The following is a 23,736-nucleotide window of genomic DNA, read 5'->3' on the forward strand; positions in this document are numbered from 1 at the left end:
ATCCTCCCCCCGGAGCGATCGCCACTATCCGGCTCAGACAAGACATCCATGTTGGCTCAGACCCATATCAAGCAACAGCTGGACGCCCTGCGTCACGGCACTGTCAGCGGCTTCGTGCGGTTGCGCGTGGCGGTCGAGGTACAATCCTTCCTGGGCTGGCTGGCGGCGCAGACCCTCTATCCCCGCATCTACTGGCAGGCCCGCGGCCCCAGGAGCCCGGAGTATGTGGCCCTCGGCTGCATCCACGAGCTGACCCGCCCCCAGGACATCCGCCGGGTCTGCGACAGCATCGACGGCGGCAGCGATGACAGCCCCCGCTACTACGGCGGTCTGGCGTTCGATCCCGCTCAGCCCGGCTGGCCCGGGTTCGGCCCCTGCCGCTTCGTGTTGCCGCGCATCGAGCTGGTGCGCCGGGGGGAAAGTGTCAGCCTCTGCCTGAACCTCTGGTTGCCGACACGGGATGAGGCCGACGCATTCGATGCCGAGCTGCGGGCCGCCGGATCGGCCCTCGATGCCCTGCTGCCGGAAGCTCCCCTGCCCACCCTTGGCAAACGGGCCTGGCAGCGGCAGGATTGCCCCTCACCGGCCCTGTGGCAACAGCTGGTCGAGACTGTCACCAGCCCGGCCTCCCAGGCCCATACCCCCAAGGTGGTGCTCTCCCGTGAGAGCAGTCTGGCGCAGATTGACACCAGCCAGTCCCCCCTCTCCCCCTGGTCCCTGCTGGCCCAGTGGGCAGCCCAGGCCCAGGAGTGCTTCCACTTCGGCTTCCAGTTCAGCCCGGAGCAGAGCTTCATCTCCTGCTCCCCCGAGCGCCTCTATCGCCGGGAAGGTCGCCACCTCTTCACCGAGGCGTTGGCGGGCACCATTCGCCGCTCCGGGGATGCCGCCACCGATGAGCGACTGGCGGCGGAACTCCTGGCCGACAGCAAGAACCGGCTGGAGAACCGGCTGGTTCATGCAGACATCCTCAGCCGGCTCGCCCCCCTCACCAGCAATGCCAGCCTGACCGAGCCGCGCATTCTCAAGCTGCGGCTCTTGCAGCACCTCAAGTGCGACATCGAGGCCGAGCTCGGCCCCGGGGTGTGTGACTGGCAGTTGCTGGACGCCCTGCATCCCACCCCTGCGGTGGGAGGTGCGCCGCGCGAGTCGGCGCTCGCCTTTATCCGCGAGCACGAGCCTTACGAACGGGGCTGGTACGCCGGGGCCTGCGGCATGCTGAGCCGGGAGACCTCGGAGTTCGCCGTCGCCATCCGCAGCGCCCTGGTGCAGGAGCAGAGCCTCCGCCTGTTTGCCGGCGCCGGCATAGTGGCGGGATCCGAGCCCGCCGCCGAGTGGGCCGAGCTCGACAACAAGATAGCCAACGTGCTCTCCCTGCTGGGATAGCCTTTCTCATCGATTCCTCACTGCGAGAGCCCTATGTCTGCCAGCCAAGTGTCTGAGCACCGAGTGTTTGCCAGCCAGCACGCCACCTTCAACCACGTCTGGTCTTCCCTCCTGCTGGAGGAGCTCTATCGTCTCGGCGTGCGGGACATCACCCTGGCCTCCGGCTCCCGCTCGGCCCCCCTCACCATGGCCGCCGCCGCCCACCCGGGCTTTCGCCGCCACCTGCATTTCGACGAGCGGGGTCTCGGCTTCATGGCGCTCGGGCTTGCCAAGGGCACGGGCCGACCGGTCGCCATCATCATGACCTCGGGCACGGCGGTGGCGAACCTCTGGCCCGCGGTGGCCGAGGCCCAGCTGACCGGGGTGCCCCTCATCATTCTCTCGGCCGACCGCCCCCCCGAGCTCATCGACAATGGGGCCAACCAGGCCATCAATCAGCAGGGGATCTTCGGCCACTACCCCGTCTATCAGCTCAATCTGCCGAGCCCGACCCAGACCATTCCCGCCGCCTTCGTGCTGAGTTCGGTGGATCAGGCGCTGGCCCAGCAGGCGCGCACTCCCGGCCCCGTGCACTTCAACTGCATGTACCCCGAGCCCCTCTACCCGGGCGACCACTATCAGGAGTTCGGCGACTACCTGGCGCCCCTCGGCGACTGGCTCCGCTCGGGCGAGCCCTGGAGCCCCTGGCAGCTGGGGGAGCAAGCCTGCCTAGTCCAGAGCGACTGGGCCGAGCTGAGAGGCAAGCGCGGCGTCATCGTCGCGGGCCGCATCCAGGATCCCGAGCAAGGCAAGGCGGTGGCCGAGTTGGCGGAGCGTCTCGGCTGGCCGCTGCTGGCGGATCTGCAAAGCCAGATCCGCTTCGATGAACGTAACCTCATCCACATGGATCTCGCCCTGCAAAACAGCTGCTTCGTGAGCGAGCTGGCCCGTGCCGAGGTGCTGCTGCAATTCGGCGCCCGCCTCGTCTCCAAGCGCCTCGGCCAGTTCATCAAACAACACCCCTGGCAGGATTACTGGCTGGTGGATCCACAGCCGGCGCGCCTGGATCCTGACTACCGGCTGCGCCGCCGCCTGCTGTGCGAGCCCACCGCCTTCGTCGCCGCCCATCCCGTTCAGGAGACCGATGTGCAGCAACCCTGGCACAGACTGCGGGAACGCCAGCAAGGGGCCAGCCAGCAGATCCGCGCCGCCGGCGATCGCTTCTCCGAACTCGGAGTCTGCCACCGCCTGAACCGGCTCATCGAAGGCCAGCTGTTCGTGGGCAACAGCATGCCGGCCCGGCTGATGGACATGCTCGGCGAGACCGGCAAGGGGCCGAGCCGGGTGATGACCAATCGCGGTGCTTCCGGCATCGACGGCCTCATCGCCACGGCCTATGGTTTCGCCCAATCGCGCGAGGAGCCTACCACCCTGCTGCTCGGGGACTTGAGCGCCCTGCACGATCTCAACAGCCTGGCCCTGCTCGGCAAGGGGAGCCAGCCCCTGGTGGTGATCCTGCTCAACAACGACGGCGGCAGCATCTTCCGCATGCTGCCGGTGCCCACCGGCGATCGGCTGCTGGAGACCTACTACTGCCTGCCCCACGGCCTGCACTTCGAGCACGCCGCCGCCATGTTCGGCCTACAGTACCGGGCGCCGACCACCCTGGCCGAGTTCGAGCAAAATTACGCGCAGGCCCTGGAAAAGGGCGTAACTCTGATTGAAATCAAGGTGCCGAGCCAGGAAGTGGCCGAGGATCTGAAGGCTCTGGGAAATGTGATTCGTGGTCACTGACATCCAGTCTTTCAGTGACGGCGAAGTGACCGAGGATCCAAAAACAGTGGGAAATGCGACACGTGACTTCTAATCCAGACAATCGCGCAGTGCCGCTGGTACTGCTGCACGGTCTGCTCGGCGATGGTCGGGACTGGCAGGGGGTGATCGACGCCCTGCCCGGGATCGAATGCCACGCCCTGGATCTGCCCGGTCACGGCCGCAACCGCTCACATCGGGTCAGCGGCTTCGACGAGGCCAACGCCTGGCTCTGTGGCGAGCTCGCGGCACGCGGCATCAGCCGCTACCGGCTGGCGGGCTACTCCCTTGGTGGGCGGCTGGCGCTCTATCACGCCAGCCAGGCCCCCGAAGGGCTGCAGGCCCTGCTGCTGGAGAACTGCCACCCCGGTCTGCCCGCCGCCGAGCGAGCCGCCCGCATCGCCCACGACGAGATCTGGGCCCGCCGCTTCGAGGACGACCCCCTGGCCGAGGTGTTGGCGGACTGGTATCGCCAGCCGGTGTTCGCGGATCTCGACGAGGATGGACGGACACGGCAGATCGCCAGACGTCTCGGCAATGATGGCCGGGCCGTGGCCGCCATGCTGCGGGCCACCTCGCTGGGCAAGCAGCCGGATCTCGCCCCCTGGCTCAGGGCCGCCGCGCGGACCGCCCCCCCCTTGCCGGTGACCTGGATCTCCGGCAGCCGGGATCAAAAATTCCACAGCCTGGCTTGCCAGCTGGTGGAGCAGGGTTGCAATATCAATCACTTGGCGCTGGATGGCGGCCATAATCTGCACGCCGACCAACCCGAACGCTTCGCCGCCTGCCTGCGTGACTGGCACGGCAGCACCTGAGCCGGCCGCCCCGTCCGGCCATGAACCATCCCGGCCTGCCCCCGCGGGCCGACCAACAACAAGAGAGTGCACATGATTGAAGCAATGACGGAAGCGGAACTCTACGCTCCTATCGAATGGCAGGACTGTTCTGCCGGTTACGAGGACATCCTCTATCACAAGTCCCAGGATGGCATTGCCAAGATCACCATCAACCGTCCCCAGGTGCGCAACGCCTTCCGTCCCCGCACCGTCAAGGAGATGCTGCAGGCCCTGGCCGATGCACGCTACGACGATCGGGTCGGCACCATCATACTCACCGGTTTCGGCGAGAAGGCGTTCTGCGCCGGTGGCGACCAGAAGATCCGTGGCGACTACGGTGGATACCGGGATGACGAAGGCACCCACCACCTCAACGTGCTGGACTTCCAGCGCGACATCCGCACCTGCCCCAAGCCCGTGGTGGCCATGGTGGCGGGCTACGCGGTCGGTGGCGGCCACGTGCTGCACATGATGTGCGACCTGACCATAGCGGCGGACAACGCCCAGTTCGGTCAGACCGGCCCCAAGGTCGGCTCCTTCGACGGCGGCTGGGGTGCCTCCTACATGGCCCGCATCGTCGGCCAGAAGAAGGCCCGCGAGATCTGGTTCCTGTGCCGCATGTACGATGCCCAGCAAGCCCTCGACATGGGTCTGGTCAATACCGTCGTGCCCCTGGCCGAGCTGGAGCGCGAGACCGTGCGCTGGTGCCGCGAGATGCTGCAGAACAGCCCCATGGCCCTGCGCTGCCTGAAGGCGGCCCTGAACGCCGACTGCGACGGCCAGGCCGGCTTGCAGGAGCTGGCTGGCAATGCCACCATGCTGTTCTACATGACCGAAGAGGGTCAGGAAGGGCGCAACGCGTTCAACGAGAAACGCCGTCCCGACTTCTCCAAATACAAGCGGAACCCCTGATGACACTCGCCCTCTATCGCTACCATCTGCCTTTTACCCAGCCTCTGACCTTTCACGGCAAGGTGGAGGCGGCGCGCGAGGGCTTGCTGGTGCGCATCAACGACGGCTGGGGGGAGATAGCCCCCCTGCCCGGTTTCTCCAGGGAGACCCTGGCCGAGGCACAGACCGAGGCCATCGCCTGCCTGACGCAGCTGGCGAGGGGCGAAACCATGGCCCCCCGCCTGCCCTCGGTGCAATTTGGCCTAGACTGCGCCCGGCGCCAGTGGCCCGCGCAGACCGCCAGCTTGCCCGAGCCCTATCCCCTCATTCAAGGCTCCCCCCAGGAGCTGCTCAAGAACTGGAAGCTGTGGCTGCACGAGACCCCCCTCAAGGCCAAGCTGAAGGTGGCCCGCTACCCCATGCGAGATGAACTCGCGCTGATCCGCCTGCTGCTGGACAGACGCCCCAATCTCAAGCTGGTGCTGGATGCGAATCAGGGCTGGACCCGCGAGGAGGCCTGGGCCTTCTGCGGCCATCTGGACGCGAACCGGATCGAATACCTGGAAGATCCCTGTGCCCGCTTCGACGACATCGCCTTCGTGGCCGCCCGCACCAACATGCCGGTGGCCCTGGACGAGCTGCTGAGCCAAGGGGAAGCCTGGCAACCCATCCCCCAGCTCAAGGCCTTGGTACTCAAGCCCATGTTGCTGGGCAGCCTCGCCAACAGCGAGGCCCTGGTGGCCAAGGCCCGGGATCTGAGGCTCAAGGTGATCGTCTCCTCCTGCTTCGAGTCCGGCGTCGGCCTCGGCCAGCTCGCCCGCCTCGCAGGCGAATGGGCGCCGGATCAGGCGCCGGGCCTGGACACCCGCCGCTGGCTGACCGGGGATCTGCTGGACAAGCAGGGCCAGCCCGATCTGGCACAGCTCAAGCCCCTGTTCCACCGTGATTGAGGCCCAATCACCCGTTATCGGTCAAGCCACCGAGTCCTGCCCGGTCCGCCACTGGGCCCTGATGGCACCAGAGCGGATCGCCATCCACGCCCCCACGCCGCAGGGACGTCCCCTCGGCTACCGGCAGCTGGATCTGAGGCTAAACGCCCTCTGCCGGCAGCTGGAGTCTGCGGGCCTGCAGGCCGGAGACAGGCTGGCCGCCGTGGTACGCGGGGCCGAGGCAGACGTGCTGCTGGCCTGGGCCTGCATTCGCAGCCAGATCATCTTCTGTCCCCTCAACCCCGCCTTCCCCCTGCCAAAACAGGCCGAGCTGGCCACCCAACTCGCCGTCGCCGCCTTCTGGTCCGCGACCGCGATCCCGGACGGTTCCTGGCAAGGGCTGAGGCTGGATTTCGGGGCCGAGCTGGACGAGGGTCAGCGCCCCCTGCCTCTGACCCCCGAACAGCCGAGCAACATGATCCTCACCTCGGGATCGAGCGGTACCCCCAAGGCCGTGGTGCACCGCCTCGCCAACCATCTGGCATCCGCCAGGGGCTCAGGCGCCCTCATTCCCCTGGATGAGGCGTGCGGCTGGCTGCTCTCGTTGCCGCTGTTTCACGTCGGCGGCTACGCCATCCTGTTCAGGGTCTTCCTGGCGGGGGCGGCCCTGGTGCTGGACGATCGCAGCCGGCCCCTCAAGGATCGGCTGGAGCAGCAGCCCATCACCCACCTCTCCCTGGTGCCGACTCAGCTCTGGCGCCTGCTGGCCCAGGGCTTCGACCCAACCCGCACCCGTCTGCGGGAGCTGCTGCTCGGCGGCGCCGCCATCCCGGAGCCCCTGGTGAGCCGACTCCGCGCCCTGGGCCTCACCCCCAAGGTGAGCTACGGGTTGTCGGAGATGGGCAGCCAGGTCTGCACCGGCCAGCCCGCCGGCACCGGCGTGGTGGGCCGCCCCCTGCCCGGACGGGAGGTCTGCATCCAACAGGGGGAGATCTGCGTGCGCGGTGCCACCCTGTTCGCCGGCTACTTCAAGGCGGGCGGGCTGGAGCGGCCGCTTGACGCCGAGGGCTGGTTCCACACCCGGGACAAGGGCCATCTCACCCCGGACGGGGTGCTGGTGGTGGAGGGGCGGCTCGACAACCTCTTCATCTCGGGGGGGGAGAACATCCAGCCGGAGACCATAGAGCAGCGGCTGGTGGATCACCCCGCCGTGGCCCAGGCGCTGGTGGTCCCCATCCCGGACGAGCAGTGGGGCCAGCGCCCCGCCGCCTTTGTCGACTGGCACGGGGAGGCCCTTCCTCCTGCCGAACTGGCGGCCTGGATCAGGCAGTCACTGCCCGGCTTCATGGTGCCGGATCGCTGGCTGCCCTGGCCGGATCTCGGCGGCAACCTCAAACCCTCCCGCACCCGGCTCGCCACCCTGGCCGCTGCATCCTGACCGCCCTGGTCGGGCGCGCCTTCCCCGACCCCGGTACGAGCCTCTCTCTGATGCTTACCCCCATATAGGGCTAAGCCCTTGCTATCAAGGTGGCCCCTAATGGGGCTGACTTTGCCATCTTGCATGTGAAAGGGATCATTGCCCCAGCCCAACTGGCCAATTGATATTCTTTTGGAGCCCACTACCCTCTCCGATCCCCCACACCCATTCATCCACCAAAGGGATCACCATGAACCACCTGGGTACCCGGCTGCTGTTGTTGGCAGCCCCAAGCCTGCTCGCCACTTCGGCGCTGGCCAACTACAGCGCCGACTGGCGGCACTACCAACTGAACGGCGAATCGAGCCGCCAGCTCGGAGACAGGATCACCGAAGTCACCTATGAGCTGGGCGCCCGCGACGCCAGCGCCCCCTATCAGCAACTGAGGGTCTATCGCCGCTTCGACTGGCAGGCAGCCGATCTCGCCCCCCTGGCCGAACAGCAGTGCGGTGAGCCCAGGGTACGGGTCGAGCAGGGCTGGCAGATCCGCTATCTCAGCTGCGAAGAGGTCGTGCCGATGGGCAAGGCGGTGCCGGCCAGCAGCTATGACTTCGGCTATGGCCTGAAACAGGGACGCTGGGAGCCCCTGGCGGGCACGCCGACTGCCCCGCGTCCGGATCACCTGCCCCTGGCGGAGCGGATCGTTCTGGGGCACAGCGAGCGGGAGCTGGATCGCTGCGAGCTCAATGCCGAGGGGCGCTGCGCCGAGTCATCCTGGCAGTATCAGCCGCAGAACTGGCAACAGCTGAGCGTGCTGGAGGAGACCCCCAACGAGCGGGATGGTCGGCTCGAGCAGATCTTCTTCCGCCTACAACCCGTGGCGGGCAGTCAGGCCGCCAGCCAGGTGCGTGAGCTGCATGTCTGGCGCCAGTACAGCTGGCTGCTGGACGAGGCGAAGACCCAGCAGGAGTGCGACGAGCCCCAGACCCGCCAGGAGGGGGACAAGACCATCAGTTACCGGGTCTGCCGCCAGACCCTGCCCGCCGGCAGCGAGGTGCAGGTGGTCCTGAAAGACACCGGTTATCAGTACCCGGTCGGGGGGAGCGAGTGGCAGGCCCTGCCGGAGACGGCCGAGTGGCAGGAGAGCCGGACCCTCAATCGTCCCATCATACTGGCCAGCAAGGAGGAGCAGCTCGATTGCCGCCGTGCCGATGGCCGGGCCTGCTCCGAGCCGGATCTGCCGGGCACCGAGCTGCTGGACGCCGAAGCGGCCAGGATAGTGCAGGATGCCAGCGGCCAGCCCGCCCCGGTGTGGCAGGAGAACTACGGCCACGACGACACCAAGCTGCTGGCGGTCTCCCGCGGTATCCAGAGCCTGCTGGCGGCCAATCAGCCGGCCCATCCGGCCATGAAGCTGCTGCTGGAGTACGTGCGCGCCCACAACTATCACAACTACGGCAAGCACAAGGAGGATGGCCCCGCCGCCGCCGAGGCATTGGCCGAGGCGCTGACCGCCCTCGGGGCCCATCCCCTGCTCTATCCCGAGCAGGCGAGCGATGAGGTGGGGGCCGTCATCGGTGCCTGGAGCATCGCCCTGCACGGCCAGTTCAGGAGCCCGGCGGTGCAGAGCCGGTTCGGCACCCTGCTCGGCCAGTTCAACCAGATGCTGGCCTACAGCACCCGCCACGCCGGCGAGATCAACGGCCGCCACCCCTGGGCGACCGGCCTGTTCGATCTGCTGAACTTCATCGACTTCGCCAGCGACTACGCCACCCCCTTCGCCGCCGACTTCCGCCAGCAGGACGATGAACTGCGCAAGCAGTTGCACGCCATCGGCATGAGCGAGCTAGCCCTGTGGCAAGGACGGGACGGCGCCGATCTCTTCCTGCTCAACAACGTGCTGGACGCCTACACCCGCCTCTACCGGGTTGCCCGCTACACCCGCCCGGACGAGGCAGAAGCCTATCGCAAGCAGCTGGATGACTCCGTCATCGCCCAGATCCGTCACCACGGCCTGATCCCGGGGGGCAGCCAGAGCCCGGCTCTGCTGGAGGACATGTCCCTGACCCTCTCCACCTACTACCTGACCTACACGGATCGCACCAGCGAGGCCTGCATCAGCGGTGACTTCGCCGGCCTGTGCACCCCCATCCGGGTGGAGGACGTGCTGCCGTTCGAACACACCTGCTCCCCCACCCTGCGCCTGCGGGCCCAGGATCTGACCATGGGTCAGGCGGAGGGGATCTGCCGTGAGCTCGGCGCCGAGGAGCAGCAGTTCCACCAGCAGATGCAGACCGGTGGCCAGCCGGTGGCGGACGATCTCAACGAGGCCCTGGAGCTGGTGATCTTCGACTCATCCGCCGACTGGAAACGCTACGGCAGCGCCCTGTTCGGCGGCGTATCCACCGACAACGGCGGCATCTACATCGAGGGGGATCCGGCGCGCCCGGGCAACCAGGCCCGTTTCTTCGCCTATGAGGCGGAGTGGAAACGCCCCGCCTTCCAGGTGTGGAACCTGCGTCACGAGTACGTCCACTACCTGGACGGCCGCTTCAACCAGTACGGCAGCTTCGGTCACTACCCCCTCAACCGCACCACCTGGTGGTCGGAAGGGCTGGCTGAGTTCATCGCCCATGGCCAGTGCTTCGCCCGCGGCCTGGACAACGTCGCCGCCCGCCCGGCGGGCGAGCGCCCCAGCCTCGCCGAGATCCTGCACCTGGATTACGACAAGGGGGGCGAGATGGTCTACTCCTGGTCCTATACGGTGCACCGCTTCCTGAACGAGACCGGCCGCGGTGCCAGCTGGCTGGCCATGGCCCAGGCCCTGCGCAACCCGGATCAGGCTCAGGCGATGGGGGCCTTCGAGGGCGAGCTGGACAACCTGATCGCCAGCGACAGCGAGGCCTATCAGGACTGGCTGGCAGGTGAACTGCTGCCCTGGTGGGAGGCCAACAAGGACTCCGAGGCCTGCCAGGGCAACGACTCAGCCCACTGAGTCTTCTCCTTGCCACCACAGGGGCGGCCATGCCGCCCCTGAATTTTCCCGCCAAGCCCCCTTCCTGCCAGCGACAGTCTCTGCCCGAGTGACATCCTTCGGGGCCATCAAGCCTGACGCCGGCAGCCAACTTGTAATAGAATGGCTCCCTGTCATCCCTTACTTCAGACCCGAATCGCACCGCGCATGAAGAAGTTTGCCAAGATCCTGCTCGCCTGCCTCTGCCTGCTGCTGGCCGCCGCCGCCGCGCTGCTGGGCTACAGCGAGTGGACCGTCTCGGACGCCCGTCACTACACCTATGACGACGTCGACGCCGTGCCCTACAACAGGGTCGCCGTGGTGCTCGGCACCTCCAAATACCTGATCGGGGGCAGCCCGAACCACTACTTCAAATACAGGATCAAGGCCGCCGCCGAGCTCTACAACAACGGCAAGGTAGACTACATCCTGGTATCCGGCGACAACGCCACCGTGCAGTACAACGAGCCGCGCCAGATGCGGCGGGCCCTGATCCAGGCCGGCATTCCCGCCAGCGCCATCTACAGCGACTACGCAGGTTTTCGCACCCTGGACTCCGTGGTGCGGGCCAAGGAGGTGTTCGGCCAGTCCCGCTTCACCGTGGTCTCCCAGGCCTTCCACAACGAGCGCGCCATCTTCATCGCCCGCCACTTCGGCATAGATGCGGTCGGCTTCAACGCCCTGGACCCCAGCGCCTATCAGGGGATCCGCACCCGGGTACGGGAGGTGTTCGCCCGCCTGATGGGGCTGCTCGATCTCTATGTGCTGGACAAGGGCCCCAAGTTCCTCGGCGAGCCCATCGTCATCGGCGGCCCCATCCCCTGCCAGGCCCTGAGTACCCTGGGCGCCAGCCAGCCCTGCCTGCCCATTCCCGCGGCCAAGACACCGGCCACGCCCGCGAAGCCATCGCAACCCGTGCCCAGCGCGGCGGTAGCGACCTCGGCCAGTGCGGCGGTCAGCACCCTGACCCCGGCAGCCTCCGCCAGCAGTGCGGCTGCCCCCACCAGTGCCGACACGGCGACCGACTGAGTTCGGCGACGAAACATCAAAAAGAGACCCGCCAGCTGGCGGGTCTCTTTTTTCATCTGTAGTGATCTGCGCCTATGCCAGCGCCTGCTGGTAGCGACGTGCCACTTCGGCCCAATCCACGACGTTGTAGAAGGCGGCGATGTAGTCGGGACGCTTGTTCTGATACTTGAGGTAGTAGGCGTGCTCCCACACATCCAGCCCCAAGATGGGGGTGTTGCCCTGCATCAATGGGCTGTCCTGGTTCGCGCTGCTCTCCACCTGCAGCTTGCCGGCCTTGTCCACCACCAGCCAGGCCCAGCCGCTGCCAAAGCGGCTCAGGGCCGCCTGGGTGAAGGCCTGCTTGAAGGCATCCAGCCCCCCCAGATCCCGCTCTATGGCAGCCGCCAGGGCACCGTTCGGCACACCGCCACCCTGCGGGCTCATCACCAGCCAGAACAGGCTGTGATTGGCGTGACCGCCGCCGTGGTTGCGCACCGCCCCCTGTATCTTGGCCGGCAGGCTGTCGAAACGGGCCAGCAACTCCTCCACCGGCAAGGCGGCGAGTTCGGGGGCCCCTTCCAGGGCGACGTTCAGGTTGGTGATGTAGGTCTGATGATGACGACTGTGGTGGATCTCCATGGTCAGGGCATCGATATGGGGCTCGAGGGCATCGTAGGCGTAGGCAAGGGCGGGCAGGGTATGGCTCATGTTCGTCTCTCTTATCGGGTTAATGCAGTCGGGAGGCCGGCTCGGTCTGGCACAGGCATTGGCCGAGGCAGCGTTGAATGCCGTCGTGGCTACCGTGCCTGCGCACGAAGGCGAGCAGCTCGGTACGGGTGTTGTGGCTATGGCGCCGGGCGGAGGTGCGCAGGGACTGGGAGCAGGCCGGTGACTGGCTGGTGGCCAGCAGGCAGTCGTGAATATGGCACAAGAGATCCGCGGCCCTGTCCGGCAACGTCATGGCGATCAGCAGATCCGCCATGTTGTGATGGGCCACCACCAGGGCCGCCACCGCCTCGTCGGCATCCGGCCAGAAGGAGAACTGCTGGCGGGCCAGCCAGAGCGCCTGCTGGTAGCAGTCGAGGGCCTTGGCATGTTCTCCCGCATCGAAATGGCGGTTGCCGCACAGGGTCTGCCGCTTCCAGTGCGCCATGCTGTTGTCCGCGTCACTCGCGCCGACCCATCCCTTCACCCAGCTTGCTGTCATGCCTTGAACACCGAAATGATAATAATTATTATTTAACTTATTTAAGGGGGGAACACAAGGGATAGATTTGCCACTTCCTTCTGCCCATATGGGTAGTGTTTTACCGAGATGGCCGGTTTAGTGACCGCACCCACAGATACATTCGAGTTCAGCGACCATGCTGATGGGCACTGGCATGAGGCCGGTGGCTGCCAAGGGCAGTCTGTCGACACAAGGATGATGCAGATGAAAAAATGGCTTCTGGCGCTGCTCTGCGCCCTGCCCCTGCTGGCCCAGGGGGCCGGCTACACCCAGACCCGTTACCCCATAGTGCTGGTGCACGGGTTGTTCGGCTTCGACAAGTTGCTCGGGGTCGATTACTTCTACGGTATTCCCCAGGCGCTGAGCCGGGACGGCGCCAGAGTCTACGTGGCCCAGGTCTCCGCCACCCAGAGTTCCGAGCTGCGCGGTGAGCAGCTGCTCAAGCAGGTGCAGCAGGTACTCGCCATCACGGGGGCGGAGAAGGTGAACCTCATCGGTCACTCCCACGGCGGCCCCACCATCCGCTACGTGGCCTCGGTCGCCCCCGAGCTGGTCGCCTCCGCCACCAGCGTGGGGGGCGTCAACCAGGGTTCAGAGATAGCGGATCTGGTGCGCACCAGCGTCAAACCCGGCTCGGCGGCCGAGCAGCTGGCGGTGGCGGCGGCCTCGGCCCTGTCCGGGGTCATCTCCTTGCTCTCTGGGGGCAGCAGCCTACCCCAGGATCCCCTCAAGGCCCTCGACGCCCTCACCAGCGCCGGGGCCCAGCGCTTCAACCAACGCTATCCGGAGGGACTGCCCGGCCAGTATTGCGGCGAGGGGCCGCTGCGGGCCGCCAACGGGGTCTACTACTTCTCCTGGAGCGGGCGCGGCAACATGACCAACATCCTGGATCCCGTGGATCCCGCCCTGGCGCTGACCGGCACCTTCTTCAAGGAGCCCAACGACGGCCTGGTGGGGGTGTGCAGCAGCCACCTCGGCAAGGTCATCGGCACCGGCTACCGGATGAACCACCTGGACGAGGTGAACCAGTCCTTCGGCATCCACCATCTGTTCGAGACGGATCCCCTCACCCTCTATCGCCAGCACGCCAACCGCCTGCAGGGGTTGGGGCTATGAAGCGGGGGACGCTGATGCTGGGAGTGCTCGGCCCCGCCCTGCTGCTGGCAGGGCTGGCCCTGTGGCCTAAACCTGAGCCCAGCCTCTCGGCCGCCCCCGAGCGCGGAGCCCTGCGCCACCAGCTGGCCCAGCGCATCGAGCAGGGAGAGACGGGCGAGGGGGACGCGCTGATGCGCCGCTATCAGGGCTTCCTCGCGGCAGAGGGCAGCCTGACGGTGCCGGCGGATCCCGGCCTCGCCAGCCTGCAGCTGTTGTTCGACGAGCGCGAGCAGTTGCGCCAACAGAGTTTCACCCCAGCCGAGCAGGATCAGCTGTTTGCCGAAGACCGGCTGATGGAGCAATGGACCCTGCGCCGCAAGGCGCTGGCGGAGGCGAGCGATGCCGACAAGCCTGGGCTGGCCACAGAGCTCGAGCTCTGGCTGGCGGAGCAGCCCCAGTGGTTCAGGGAGGCCGACGCCAACGGCCGTCTGCTGGGGGATCTGCAGCAGCTGGAGCGGCTCTCCGAAACGGAGCGGGCGGCCCTGTTGCAGGAGCGGCTCGGGCAGGAGGCCACGGATCGCCTGCATCAGCTGGATCAGAGCCGACAGGCATTCGATCGGCAGTTGGCGGGTTATCTAGGAGAGCTGACCCCCCTTTCCCTCGACGAGAGGCTGGGACAGCAGCAGGAGATACTGGCCAAATGGTTCCAGCCAGAGCAATGGAAAAGGGTGGAGGCACTGACCAGGATAAAGCTCGGCGAAACCCCATAGACAGGCACGGCACGCTGCCTGTGACCAGAAAACCGCGGCGGATATGAACGACAAGGGGGCCCAGGCCCCCTTGTCATTTGTCGGCCGCCTTATTGCGGCTTGTTGGCGGCGGGCATGGGCTGCCAGGTGAGGCGGGTCACCTGGGTGCCCTGCAGCTCGCAGGTGAAGCAGAGATCCTGCCACCCCTTCTCCTGGCGCAGGGAGACCTCCCCCTTCACCCCCGCGTCGCTCACCTTGATCTTCGCAGGCTCGACTTCCACCTTGTCGCCCTTGGCCAGGGCCATCAGCTTGCCGCTGCACAGCCACTGGGCCAGCTCGGCCCCCTTCAGCTTGACGCCGCCCTTGGCGGCCTTCTGCTCAGCCTGGCTCGGCACGAACAGCTGGCTCAGCTCGGTGGCCCGCTTGGTGAGCCACTCCTGACGCTGCTGCATGCTCATCTTGCTGACGAACTCCGCCGGTTGGCCCTTCTCATCCAGCCACTGGGTCAGGGAGCCCCCGTCGTCGAAGGCGAACTGGGCGGCGGGTTCCTTCACCCCGAACAGCTTGCCGCCCTTGAAGTAGTAGCGGCTCTCCCCCTCTAGCTGGCCCAGCTCGTTCATGATGGGCACGGCGATGATGACGGGCTGGCCGTCGATCCAGGCCTTGATGTCCACGCCGTCGTGGCTGAACAGCCGGGTATCGAGGGCACTCTCGGCCCCCTTCTCCATCAGGGTGAACTGTTCGGCCAGGGTGGCCGCGAGTGCAGGCAGGGAGCAGAGTCCCAGCGTGAGAGCGATCAGGGTATTGCGCATAAGTGTCCTGTGATGGCCAGGGGCCTTGGGTTAACGCTCTATCAACCAGGCCTTGAGCCCCTCTCTGTGCCGCTCGTCGAGCGGCCGGGACTGGCGGGTCTGGTAGTTGAAATGGATCAGGGTCGTCTCGCCGGTGACGGCCAGCTCCCCCTCTTGCCAGGCTTCCTGCCACAGGGTGAACGAGCTGGTGCCGATGCGGCGCACCCCTGTCTTGATGGTCACCGGCTGGCCGTAGAACAGCTCCCGTTTGAACTGCACCTCGTAGCCCGCGATGATCAGATGCCAGTCGCGCACATCCAGCTCGGGAGAGAAGAGGCGGAACAGGGGATCCCTGGCCGACTCGAACCAGACCGCCGGCACTGTGTTGTTGATGTGGCCGAGGGCATCTGTCTCTTGAAAACGGGGTTGGATCTGCATTTCCAGCATGACTATTCGACTCCTTGTCGTTGGACCGGGCACAGGCTAGCGCGCCCGGGGTTGTGACTCAAGCCTGCCGGTGCCCCGCTGGGATCAGGCTCCCTTTTCTTCCCCCTTCGCCCCCTGCTCGGGTTTCAACCAGGCGCTGCGAAAATCGAACCAGCCGAGGGCCGTCATGCGCACCCCGTGCACCCCGACCCGGCTCTCCAGCTCCAGCCAGTGGTGAAACAGGGGCACGAACCAGTGGTGGCGCTGCACCTCGGCCAGCAGGGCGCGGGGGCCGGGCTCCACACCGCTGGCACGCCACTGCGTCAGACCCTGCCACAGGCCCTGCTGGCCCGCCCACACCCGGCGCAGCAGAGGGGTGCCCTGCAGCCAGGCGTAGGGGGCGAAGGCCTGCTCGTGCTCCAGATTCAGGGTGCCGAGCCAGAGATCCACGTCCTCATCCACCCCGCTCACCCAGCGGTCGTAGTCCAAAGTGCGCACCTCCAGCGCTATGCCCTGCTCGGCCAGCAGGCTGGCCATGGCGCGACCACATTCGTTGAACTCCAGGTGCTGGTTGAAGCAGGCCAGCACCAGCCGGGTCGGCAACTCGGCCGGTTCTGGGCCGGGATCGGCCTGGGCCTCCCGCCAGTGGGGCAGGAGGCCCAGGGCGCTGGTCCAGCCCCGCTGCAGCTCGGGGGCGACCCGTGCCATCAGGGCTATGGGGTTGAGCAGATTGGCCAGCCACTGGCGCAGGGCCGGATCCTGCAGGGGGGCGGATCTGTCGTCCTGCAGCAGGAAGTAGCAGCCGGATTCCAGCTCGGATTCGCCCCGCATGGTGCCGAGCTCCGGGCTGTCGCTGCCCAGCTGAAGATGGCTCTCCAGCCGCTCCGCCAGCTCCGGCAGCATCCAGATGTCGATCTCGTCCAGCAGGGCGCGCAGGCCGAAGTAGTCGTCAAATGCACTCAGGCACAGGTGCAGGGGGTCGTTCTCTGTCACCCGGTAGGGGCCCGTGCCCACGGGCTGCAGGGGGAATCCAGGCTCCCCCTTGAGCTCCCTCGGCAGCACGGCCGCCACGGGTTCCGCCAGCAGATGGGGCAGCCAGGGATCCGGGCTGTCCAGATGCAGGTCCAGGGTGCGGGGCCAGGGGCTCTCCAGCCGGGTGAGATGGGCGAACAGGGGGCGATCCCGCAGGGCCTGCAGGCTGTCGATCACGTCCTCCATCCCCAGCTCGCGACCGTGGTGAAAGCGCACCGCCGGCCTCAGGTAGAAGCGCCAGTGGCAGGGGGAGAGGTACTCCCAGTGATGGGCCAGGTCCCCCTCGATTTCCCCATTTTCCTCATTTCGCCGGGTCAGACCGTTGAAGATCTGGCGGCTCAGATGCACCTCGGAGCGGCGCAACGGCGCCGTGGGCAGCAGATGGGGCAGCGGCCTGTAGTAGGGCACCCGCAGGATCTGGCGCCCGGCCCGGGTGGCCTGGCCGAGCTGCTCGATGAGCAGCGGGCGGAGCAGATCCAGCCTCTCCTCCGCCACCCGCACCGCCTGGGCCAGCAGCCCCTGCTGCAGCAGCTCCCGCAGCCGGCGCCGGATCAGCCCCTCCTGATTGTCGAGCAGGGTCAGCCGGGAGCGACGCCCCCGCCCCGCCTCGGCGGACCAGCTGAGCCAGCCCTGCTCCTGCATGCGTCTCAGCAAGAGGCGGGCGTTGCGCGGGGTGCAGCACAAGAGCTCGGCCACCTCGGCGAGGCTTATCTCCCGCTCGTCGACCCCGAGCTGCTGGGCGAGTCGTTGAAACTGCTGGTAGAGGCGAGTGCTGGGCATAAAAGAGGAAATCCATTGCAATGAAGTCGTCAGTTTTCACTTCCTCATTTTAGCCCAATACTGATGCCGAACATGAGTACAACCTCACAGGAGCACCATCATGAGCCAGGCATCTTCCCCCAAACCGAACCGGATCCAGCAAACCCTGCGCCGCTACTTCCAGCGGATCCTGCCGCGCCCACTGCCGCTGATCGAGGATCCCATGAGCCAGCTCAACCGCCTGATGCAGTGGGACATGACCCAGATAGACGATAAAGAGTACCGCCGCCGCCTCTGAGGCGGCCCGGGATCGGGGCCGGATCACATCGCCAGCAGAAGCAATAGCTTTGCCGGATCTGCCTGTTTACAACCGGGCAGAGGCTGTTAGATTGGACGTCTATCCATCTATAACAACGGCAACGTGAAACATCCAACAAGGAGTGTGTGATGAAAGATGCGACCCTGGCCCTGCACCACGGCTTTTCCAGCGACCCCACCACCAAGGCGGTGGCCGTGCCCATCTACCAGACGGTGGCCTACGAGTTCGACAGCGCCCAGCACGGGGCGGATCTGTTCAACCTGGCGGTGCCCGGCAACATCTACACCCGCATCATGAACCCCACCAACGACGTGTTGGAACAGCGCCTCGCCGCCCTGGAGGGGGGGATCGCCGGACTGGTGGTGTCGGCGGGCTCCGCCGCCATCACCTACGCTATCCAGGCGCTGACCGCAGCCGGGGACAACATAGTCTCCACCCCCCAGCTCTACGGTGGCACCTACACCTTGTTCGCCCACATGCTGCCGAGCTTCGGGGTCGAGGTGCGCTTCGCGAAAGATGACAGCGCCGAGGCCATCGCCGCCCTCATCGACGACAAGACCAAGGCTGTCTACTGCGAGAGCATCGGCAACCCGGCGGGCAACATCGTCGATCTGGCGGCCTTCGCCAGGGTGGCCCACGCCCGTGGCGTGCCCCTCATCGTCGACAACACGGTCGCCACCCCTGTGCTGTGCAAGCCCATAGAGCACGGTGCCGACATCGTCGTGCACAGCCTCACCAAGTACGTGGGGGGCCACGGCAACTCCCTCGGCGGCGTCATCGTCGACTCGGGCAAGTTCCCCTGGGCGGAGCACGCCGAGCGCTTCCCCCAGCTCACCCGGCCAGAACCCTCCTACCATGGAGTGGTCTATACCGAGGCCTTCGGCCCGGCGGCCTTCATCGGCCGGGTGCGCACGGTGCCGCTGCGCAACACAGGCGCGGCGCTGGCTCCTATGAACGCCTTCCTGCTGCTGCAGGGGCTGGAGACCCTGAGCCTGCGCATGGAGCGCCACGTGGACAACGCCCTGCGGGTCGCCCATCACCTCAAACATCATCCCAAGGTGGCCTGGGTCAGCTATGCGGGCCTGCCGGGCCACCCTCACTACCCGCTGGCCGAGCAGTACATGAAGGGTCGCCCCTCGGCCATCCTCTCCTTTGGCCTGAAGGAAGGGTACGAGGCCGGGGTGCGCTTCTACGACGCCCTCAAGATCTTCAAGCGGCTGGTCAACATCGGCGATGCCAAGTCCCTGGCCTGCCACCCCGCCTCCACCACCCACCGCCAGCTCGGCGAGGAGGAGCAGGCCAAGGCCGGGGTGAAACCCGAGATGATCCGGCTGTCGGTGGGGATCGAGGCCATCGAGGACATCCTGGCGGATCTGGATCAGGCCCTGGAGGCCTGAGGCCAGTTTCCCCCAACCGTTACCCAGCAAAACGCCCCGAACTCGGGGCGTTTTCTATTGGGCAGGAGCGACAGCTCCGGCGGCGGCTCTCGGGAGCCCCAGCCCCTCAGCAGGCGTGGGAGAGGATCCTCGCCACCTTGTCGGGATCGATATCCAGGTGCTCCCCCAGCGCCGTCAGGCCGAAGTGCCTTGTCGATGAGCAGACCTCAGCAGGCGTGGGAGAGGATCCTGGCTACCTTGTCGGGATCGATATCCTGGTGCTCCCCGAGGGCGGTCAGGCCGAAGCGTTTGAGGTTGGAGCAGATGCCCGGGATGCAGCGCGCGTCCAGCCCATAGTCGGCGAGCCGGGTGCCCACCCCCATCTGCTGGAAGAACTGCTCGGTGCGGATGATCGCCTCCTCGATGCGCAGCGCCTTGTCCTCCCGGCTGGAGTGCCAGACCCGCTCGGCGAACTGGGCCAGCTTCTCCTGCTTCTGGGCCGCCTGCTCGCGCAGCAGAGAGGGCAACACCACCGCCAGGCTCTGGGCGTGATCCAGCCCGTGCAACGCGGTGAGCTGATGGCCGATTGCATGGGTGGACCAGTCCTGGGGCACACCGCGGCCGATGAGGCCGTTCAGCGCCAGGCTGGCGGCCCACATCAGGTTCGCCCGCACCTGGTAGTCGGTGGGGTCCACCAGCGCCCTGGGGCCGTTGTCCACCAACACCTGCAGCAGGCCCTCCGCCAGCCTGTCCTGCACCTCGCCGCCCACCGGGAAGGTGAGGTACTGCTCCGTGATGTGGACGAAGGCATCCACCACGCCGTTGCCGATCTGGCGCACCGGCAGGCTGTAGGTGGTGGTGGGATCCAGCACGGCAAACTGTGGCAGCACGTGCGAGCTCATGAAGGAGAGCTTGGCCTCCCCCCGGCTCACCACGGCGGCGGGATTGCTCTCCGAACCCGTGGCGGGCAGGGTCAGCACGCAGCCGAGGGGCAGCGCGGCTGAGACCTCGGCCTTGTGCAGCAGCATGTCCCAGGGATCCTCCCCAGCGAAGCGGGCGGCGGCGGCCACGAACTTGGTGCCATCCACCACGGAGCCGCCCCCCACCGCCAGCAGGAAGTCGATGCCCTCGCGCTTCACCAGGGCCACCGCCTCCATCAGCTGATCGTACTGAGGGTTGGCACCTATGCCGGGGAACTCCTGCCAGTCCATCCCAGCCAAAGCATCACACAGCTGCTGATAGACCCCGTTCTGCTTGATGCTGCCGCCCCCGTAGAGCACCAGCAGGCGACTGCCCGCCGGAATGAGCTCGGGCAGGCTGGCTATCTGACCCTCCCCGAAACAGACGCGGGTCGGATTGGCATATTGGAAGTTGTACACGGCAAGGCCCTCGGTTGAATACATGCAGGGGGATTGTGCGCCCCCGGACGGGCGAGGTCAAAAAACGGGAACACCCTGCCAACCTGCCAAATTGAGGGGAACCACGCGAAGGGGATGGTACTCAGGTGTGACTTTGCTATGGTGGTAACGGGAAGCGGCCACCCGGCCCTTGCCATCGTCGGCTCATCGTTGCCACTTCGCCATCGGGGCGCACCATTTTCTGGTCACAGGATCTTTATGATGAAACTGAAACACGCTTGGATTGCTGGTCTGCTCACCCTCTCGTCGGTCTCCCTCGTGCAGGCCGCCGTGGTCACCACCAATGTGGCCGTCACCCCCGGGGAGGCGAGCCTGGCGGAGGAGGTCACCGCCAAGGCGACGGTCACCGCCATCGACCTGGCCACCCGCAAGGTCAGCCTGACGAATGCCGAGGGCAAGCCCTTCGATCTGGTCGCCGGGGAAGAGGTCACCAACCTGCAGAACATCAAGGTGGGGGACGTGGTGGCGCTGCGCTACCTGCAACTGCTGGATCTGGAGCTGCTCAAGGGCACCGCCGGGGTGCGCAAACGCCTGGTGGAGGTGGAGGGGAGCAAGGCCGCCGCAGGAGACAAGCCGGGGGCCGGAGCCGGCATGCAGGTGACCATCTACGCCGACGTCATCGAGGTCGACAAGGCGACCCAGACCATCAAGGTCAAGGGCGTGGACAAGACCCTAACCGTCAAGGTGAACGACCCGGCCCAGTTTGCCCTGATCGCCAAGGGGGATCAGATCAAGGCGGTCCAGACCACGGCCATCGGCATCGGGATTGAGCCGGAGAAAAAATAAGGCGCTGGCGGTTCAACCAAGAGAGGGAGGGGATCACCCTCCCTCTCTCGTCATATCACCTGGTCCCGACGGGCAATATCTTGCCTCCATGACACAGAAGATTGCCATTTGGGTCATAACCCCTAGGCGATCGTCACTTCCGATTTCTTGCCGGTGAGTTTCTCCATGGCCGCCTTGAGCATGGCGTCACGCTGCTCGGTCAGGGCCCTGGTCTGGGTCTCCCGCTCCTCGCTCGACAGCTGTTTGTTGCCGGCCACCTCTTTAAGCTGACTCTCGAGATCGTCAAATTTCTTGCGATCGAAGCCCAGGGCCTTGTCCACCAGCTGCTGCACCACCGCATTATTGGCGCTGCCACTCTGGCTCGCGCCCTTGCCGCTCCTGGCCAAATGTTCATAGGTCAGCACCTGCTGCGCCTTGCCGGTCATCACCTGACTGGAGAGGCTGACCTGTTGATCCCAGCCGCCCCCCTGCGGGCTGTCACTGGCGCTGAGGGTGGCCAGGGCCCGTTGCTGGGACGCGCTCTGGGCGAGTTGTTGACCATAGGGTTTGATATCCATGAGGGCTCCACGCTGTCTGCCGGCCTTGCCGGCGTTTGGGGATGTTTCCCCGTCATGGCTAGAGCAGAGCAAGTTGCAGGCCAAGTTGCCGCAGTAGCATCCAAACAGCACCATTCACCGCAAGTCATATTGCCCGGATGAGACGAGACCGCCGATCTCGCCGGCCATCCCCCCCTTTACCGAATGAAAGCCAGGAATGAACCGGAGATCACAAAACAAACAACCACAGAGGAATAAAATGCCAGCGCACAATATGGTCAGGACGCGGTATTGTGGATGAACTGTTTGCGATATCAATAATATGCAGACCAATACACCGGCATCTTCCATTGCCGTCAGGGGCCTGCGGCAAGCCCCATCTCATCACCCAACCTGACATTCATCGACTATCAGCTTCGGGTCATTTCATGAAAAGACACACTTTGAGTCTCCTCTCCGCCACCCTGTTAACCCTGCTCGGCACCAGTGCCGACGCCTGTACCGGCCTCATCGTCGGCAAGGGCGCCAGCGCGGATGGCAGCGTGATGATCGCCAGAAACGAGGACTTCGGCGTCAACAACTGGAACAAGCACCTGGTCTTCCATCTCGCCCGGCAGAACGAGGGCAAGCTGTGGAAGCTCGGCAACGGGCTGGAGGTGCCCATGCCCAAGGCCTTCCTCGCCTACTCCGCCATCCGTGACTGGGACGCCGCCACCGGCGAGCCCGCCGGCGGGTACTACGAGGAGCGCGGCATCAACGAGGCCAACGTCGCCATCTCGGCCACCACCAGCGCCGAGGTCAACGAACGGGCCCAGAAAGCCGACCCCCTGATCGAGAACGGGGTCATCGAGGCCGTCATCCCCACTCTGATCCTGCCCCAGGCCAGGAGCGCGAAGGAGGGGGTCGAGCTGCTCGGCCGCTATGTGGAGCAGCATGGGGCCGGTGAGGGCAACAGCCTCTATCTGGCGGATGTGAACGAGGCCTGGCTGATGGAAATAGGTTCCGGCCACCACTGGATCGCGGTGCGGGTGCCGGACGACAGCTACGCCATGGTGGCCAACGGCCTGCGCATCCACGGGGTGAACCTGGACGACGCCGATGTGCTGCACTCTCCCAAGTTGTTGGAGTTCGTGCGTGAGCACAAGCTGCTGGATAACGCCGATCCGAAAGATTTCAACTTCGCCAAGGCGTTCGGGGTCATCGCCGATCCCTACAACGTGGACAGGGAGTGGCTCGGCCAGCAGATGCTGAGCGCCTCCCACAAACAAGCCACCCGCCAGGCGCAGTACCCCCTGTTCATGAAGCCGGATGCCCCCATCGCCGTGCCGGACGTCACCAGACTGCTGAGCGCCACCTATCAGGGCACGCCCCTCGATGGCAAGGCGGAGCGGCCCATCCGCATCGATCGGCAGCTCGAGTCCCACATCATCCAGCTGCGCAAGGAGATGCCCAAAGAGTTGCAGGGCCTCATCTGGCAGAGCTACGGCGTGCTGGCCGAGTCGGTGATGGTGCCCCTCTACAACACCCTGGAGTCCTATCCCCTGCCCTATCAGAGCGGCAGCGACACCTACTCCGACGACTCGGCCTACTGGCAGTTCCGCAGCCTGACCGCGCTGGCCAACACCAACCCGGACAAGTACCTGCCCCTGCTGCGGGGGGTCTGGCACAAGCAGAGCGACAAGTACTACAGAGAGGTGGCGGTGCTGGACAAGACCCTCAAGCAGACCTACGCCAGCGACAAGGGCACGGCGCTGCAACTGGCATCGGATTACTCCTACGGCCAGCTGGAGCAGAGCTATCAACTGGCGAAAGAATTGCGCTACAAGCTGATGACGGATCTCACCAAGAGCACGGAGAAGAAGTATTCGGAGGAGGAGTTCAAGAAGATCATGAGCCTCTAGGGTTCGGCAAACGGAAGAGGCACCCTGGGGTGCCTCTTTTCATTGCGTCACC

Annotated in this window: 21 protein-coding genes; 14 read left to right on the forward strand and 7 right to left on the reverse strand. The window is 65.9% G+C overall.

Annotation, left to right across the window (positions count from 1 at the left end; genetic code table 11):
- Positions 1 to 48 precede the first annotated feature (48 nt).
- The 8 genes from ACT5M9_RS09730 to ACT5M9_RS09765 all read left to right on the forward strand — a co-directional run bounded on the left by ACT5M9_RS09730 (position 49) and on the right by ACT5M9_RS09765 (position 11,289).
- Positions 49 to 1,383, forward strand: a complete 1,335-nt coding sequence (locus ACT5M9_RS09730) for an isochorismate synthase (protein WP_457981831.1) — start codon at positions 49 to 51, stop codon at positions 1,381 to 1,383.
- A gap of 63 nt (positions 1,384 to 1,446) precedes the next feature.
- Complete coding sequence (gene menD, locus ACT5M9_RS09735) at positions 1,447 to 3,156, forward strand: 2-succinyl-5-enolpyruvyl-6-hydroxy-3-cyclohexene-1-carboxylic-acid synthase (RefSeq protein WP_457982037.1); 1,710 nt, start codon at positions 1,447 to 1,449, stop codon at positions 3,154 to 3,156.
- Between the two features lie 53 nt (positions 3,157 to 3,209).
- Positions 3,210 to 3,989 carry a 2-succinyl-6-hydroxy-2,4-cyclohexadiene-1-carboxylate synthase gene (gene menH / locus ACT5M9_RS09740; RefSeq protein WP_457981830.1) on the forward strand — a complete coding sequence of 260 codons (780 nt, stop codon included), beginning with the start codon at positions 3,210 to 3,212 and terminating at the stop codon, positions 3,987 to 3,989.
- Between the two features lie 72 nt (positions 3,990 to 4,061).
- The gene (gene menB / locus ACT5M9_RS09745; protein WP_438551617.1) at positions 4,062 to 4,922 is read left to right on the forward strand and encodes a 1,4-dihydroxy-2-naphthoyl-CoA synthase; all 861 of its coding nucleotides are present in this window, start codon (positions 4,062 to 4,064) and stop codon (positions 4,920 to 4,922) included.
- Complete coding sequence (menC, locus tag ACT5M9_RS09750; protein WP_457981829.1) at positions 4,922 to 5,851, forward strand: o-succinylbenzoate synthase; 930 nt, start codon at positions 4,922 to 4,924, stop codon at positions 5,849 to 5,851. Before menB ends, menC begins: the two co-directional genes overlap by 1 nt.
- On the forward strand, positions 5,844 to 7,268 hold the full coding sequence (locus ACT5M9_RS09755) for an AMP-binding protein (protein ID WP_457981828.1): 1,425 nt from the start codon (positions 5,844 to 5,846) through the stop codon (positions 7,266 to 7,268). Before menC ends, ACT5M9_RS09755 begins: the two co-directional genes overlap by 8 nt.
- A gap of 229 nt (positions 7,269 to 7,497) precedes the next feature.
- The gene (locus ACT5M9_RS09760; RefSeq protein WP_457981827.1) at positions 7,498 to 10,242 is read left to right on the forward strand and encodes a collagenase; all 2,745 of its coding nucleotides are present in this window, start codon (positions 7,498 to 7,500) and stop codon (positions 10,240 to 10,242) included.
- A gap of 141 nt (positions 10,243 to 10,383) precedes the next feature.
- Positions 10,384 to 11,289, forward strand: coding sequence for a SanA/YdcF family protein (locus ACT5M9_RS09765; protein WP_457981826.1), 906 nt, complete (start codon positions 10,384 to 10,386; stop codon positions 11,287 to 11,289).
- A gap of 72 nt (positions 11,290 to 11,361) precedes the next feature.
- On the opposite strand, the gene ACT5M9_RS09770 is transcribed toward ACT5M9_RS09765, so the two are convergent.
- The gene (locus tag ACT5M9_RS09770) at positions 11,362 to 11,976 is read right to left on the reverse strand and encodes a superoxide dismutase (RefSeq protein WP_457981825.1); all 615 of its coding nucleotides are present in this window, start codon (positions 11,974 to 11,976) and stop codon (positions 11,362 to 11,364) included.
- 19 nt (positions 11,977 to 11,995) lie between these two features.
- On the reverse strand, positions 11,996 to 12,421 hold the full coding sequence (locus ACT5M9_RS09775) for a DUF2753 family protein (RefSeq protein ID WP_457982036.1): 426 nt from the start codon (positions 12,419 to 12,421) through the stop codon (positions 11,996 to 11,998).
- Between the two features lie 279 nt (positions 12,422 to 12,700).
- Between ACT5M9_RS09775 and ACT5M9_RS09780 the strand changes: the two genes are divergently transcribed.
- Together ACT5M9_RS09780 and ACT5M9_RS09785 are read left to right on the forward strand one after the other, a co-directional pair.
- On the forward strand, positions 12,701 to 13,612 hold the full coding sequence (locus ACT5M9_RS09780) for a lipase family alpha/beta hydrolase (RefSeq protein ID WP_457981824.1): 912 nt from the start codon (positions 12,701 to 12,703) through the stop codon (positions 13,610 to 13,612).
- Positions 13,609 to 14,361: a lipase secretion chaperone gene (locus ACT5M9_RS09785; RefSeq protein WP_457981823.1), complete on the forward strand. Its 753-nt coding sequence runs from the start codon at positions 13,609 to 13,611 to the stop codon at positions 14,359 to 14,361. The genes ACT5M9_RS09780 and ACT5M9_RS09785 overlap by 4 nt, the downstream gene beginning before the upstream one ends.
- Positions 14,362 to 14,450: 89 nt before the next feature.
- Here ACT5M9_RS09785 and ACT5M9_RS09790 read toward each other — a convergent pair whose 3' ends face one another.
- From ACT5M9_RS09790 to sgrR, 3 genes are all read right to left on the reverse strand, one after another.
- Positions 14,451 to 15,152 (reverse strand): hypothetical protein, encoded by a 702-nt coding sequence (locus tag ACT5M9_RS09790; RefSeq protein ID WP_457981822.1) that lies wholly within the window; start codon positions 15,150 to 15,152, stop codon positions 14,451 to 14,453.
- A gap of 30 nt (positions 15,153 to 15,182) precedes the next feature.
- A complete protein-coding gene (locus tag ACT5M9_RS09795) occupies positions 15,183 to 15,578 on the reverse strand; it encodes an acyl-CoA thioesterase (protein WP_438551626.1) in 396 nt (131 codons plus the stop codon).
- Between the two features lie 84 nt (positions 15,579 to 15,662).
- Positions 15,663 to 17,369, reverse strand: a complete 1,707-nt coding sequence (gene sgrR, locus ACT5M9_RS09800) for an HTH-type transcriptional regulator SgrR (protein WP_457981821.1) — start codon at positions 17,367 to 17,369, stop codon at positions 15,663 to 15,665.
- 100 nt (positions 17,370 to 17,469) lie between these two features.
- On the opposite strand from sgrR, the gene ACT5M9_RS09805 reads away from it, so the two are divergent.
- Together ACT5M9_RS09805 and ACT5M9_RS09810 are read left to right on the forward strand one after the other, a co-directional pair.
- Positions 17,470 to 17,646 (forward strand): hypothetical protein, encoded by a 177-nt coding sequence (locus tag ACT5M9_RS09805; RefSeq protein WP_457981820.1) that lies wholly within the window; start codon positions 17,470 to 17,472, stop codon positions 17,644 to 17,646.
- Between the two features lie 149 nt (positions 17,647 to 17,795).
- Positions 17,796 to 19,064: an O-acetylhomoserine aminocarboxypropyltransferase/cysteine synthase family protein gene (locus ACT5M9_RS09810; RefSeq protein ID WP_457981819.1), complete on the forward strand. Its 1,269-nt coding sequence runs from the start codon at positions 17,796 to 17,798 to the stop codon at positions 19,062 to 19,064.
- A gap of 206 nt (positions 19,065 to 19,270) precedes the next feature.
- Here ACT5M9_RS09810 and ACT5M9_RS09815 read toward each other — a convergent pair whose 3' ends face one another.
- The gene (locus ACT5M9_RS09815; protein ID WP_457981818.1) at positions 19,271 to 20,446 is read right to left on the reverse strand and encodes an iron-containing alcohol dehydrogenase; all 1,176 of its coding nucleotides are present in this window, start codon (positions 20,444 to 20,446) and stop codon (positions 19,271 to 19,273) included.
- Between the two features lie 216 nt (positions 20,447 to 20,662).
- Between ACT5M9_RS09815 and ACT5M9_RS09820 the strand changes: the two genes are divergently transcribed.
- Positions 20,663 to 21,247, forward strand: coding sequence for a hypothetical protein (locus ACT5M9_RS09820; RefSeq protein WP_457981817.1), 585 nt, complete (start codon positions 20,663 to 20,665; stop codon positions 21,245 to 21,247).
- A gap of 122 nt (positions 21,248 to 21,369) precedes the next feature.
- Here ACT5M9_RS09820 and ACT5M9_RS09825 read toward each other — a convergent pair whose 3' ends face one another.
- On the reverse strand, positions 21,370 to 21,804 hold the full coding sequence (locus tag ACT5M9_RS09825) for a hypothetical protein (protein ID WP_457981816.1): 435 nt from the start codon (positions 21,802 to 21,804) through the stop codon (positions 21,370 to 21,372).
- A 407-nt stretch (positions 21,805 to 22,211) separates the two neighbouring features.
- Here ACT5M9_RS09825 and ACT5M9_RS09830 point away from each other — a divergent pair, with 407 nt between their 5' ends.
- Positions 22,212 to 23,684, forward strand: coding sequence for a C69 family dipeptidase (locus tag ACT5M9_RS09830; RefSeq protein ID WP_457981815.1), 1,473 nt, complete (start codon positions 22,212 to 22,214; stop codon positions 23,682 to 23,684).
- The last annotated feature ends 52 nt before the right edge of the window (positions 23,685 to 23,736 follow it).

The sequence above is a fragment of the Aeromonas sp. AE23HZ002T15 genome, assembly GCF_054165525.2.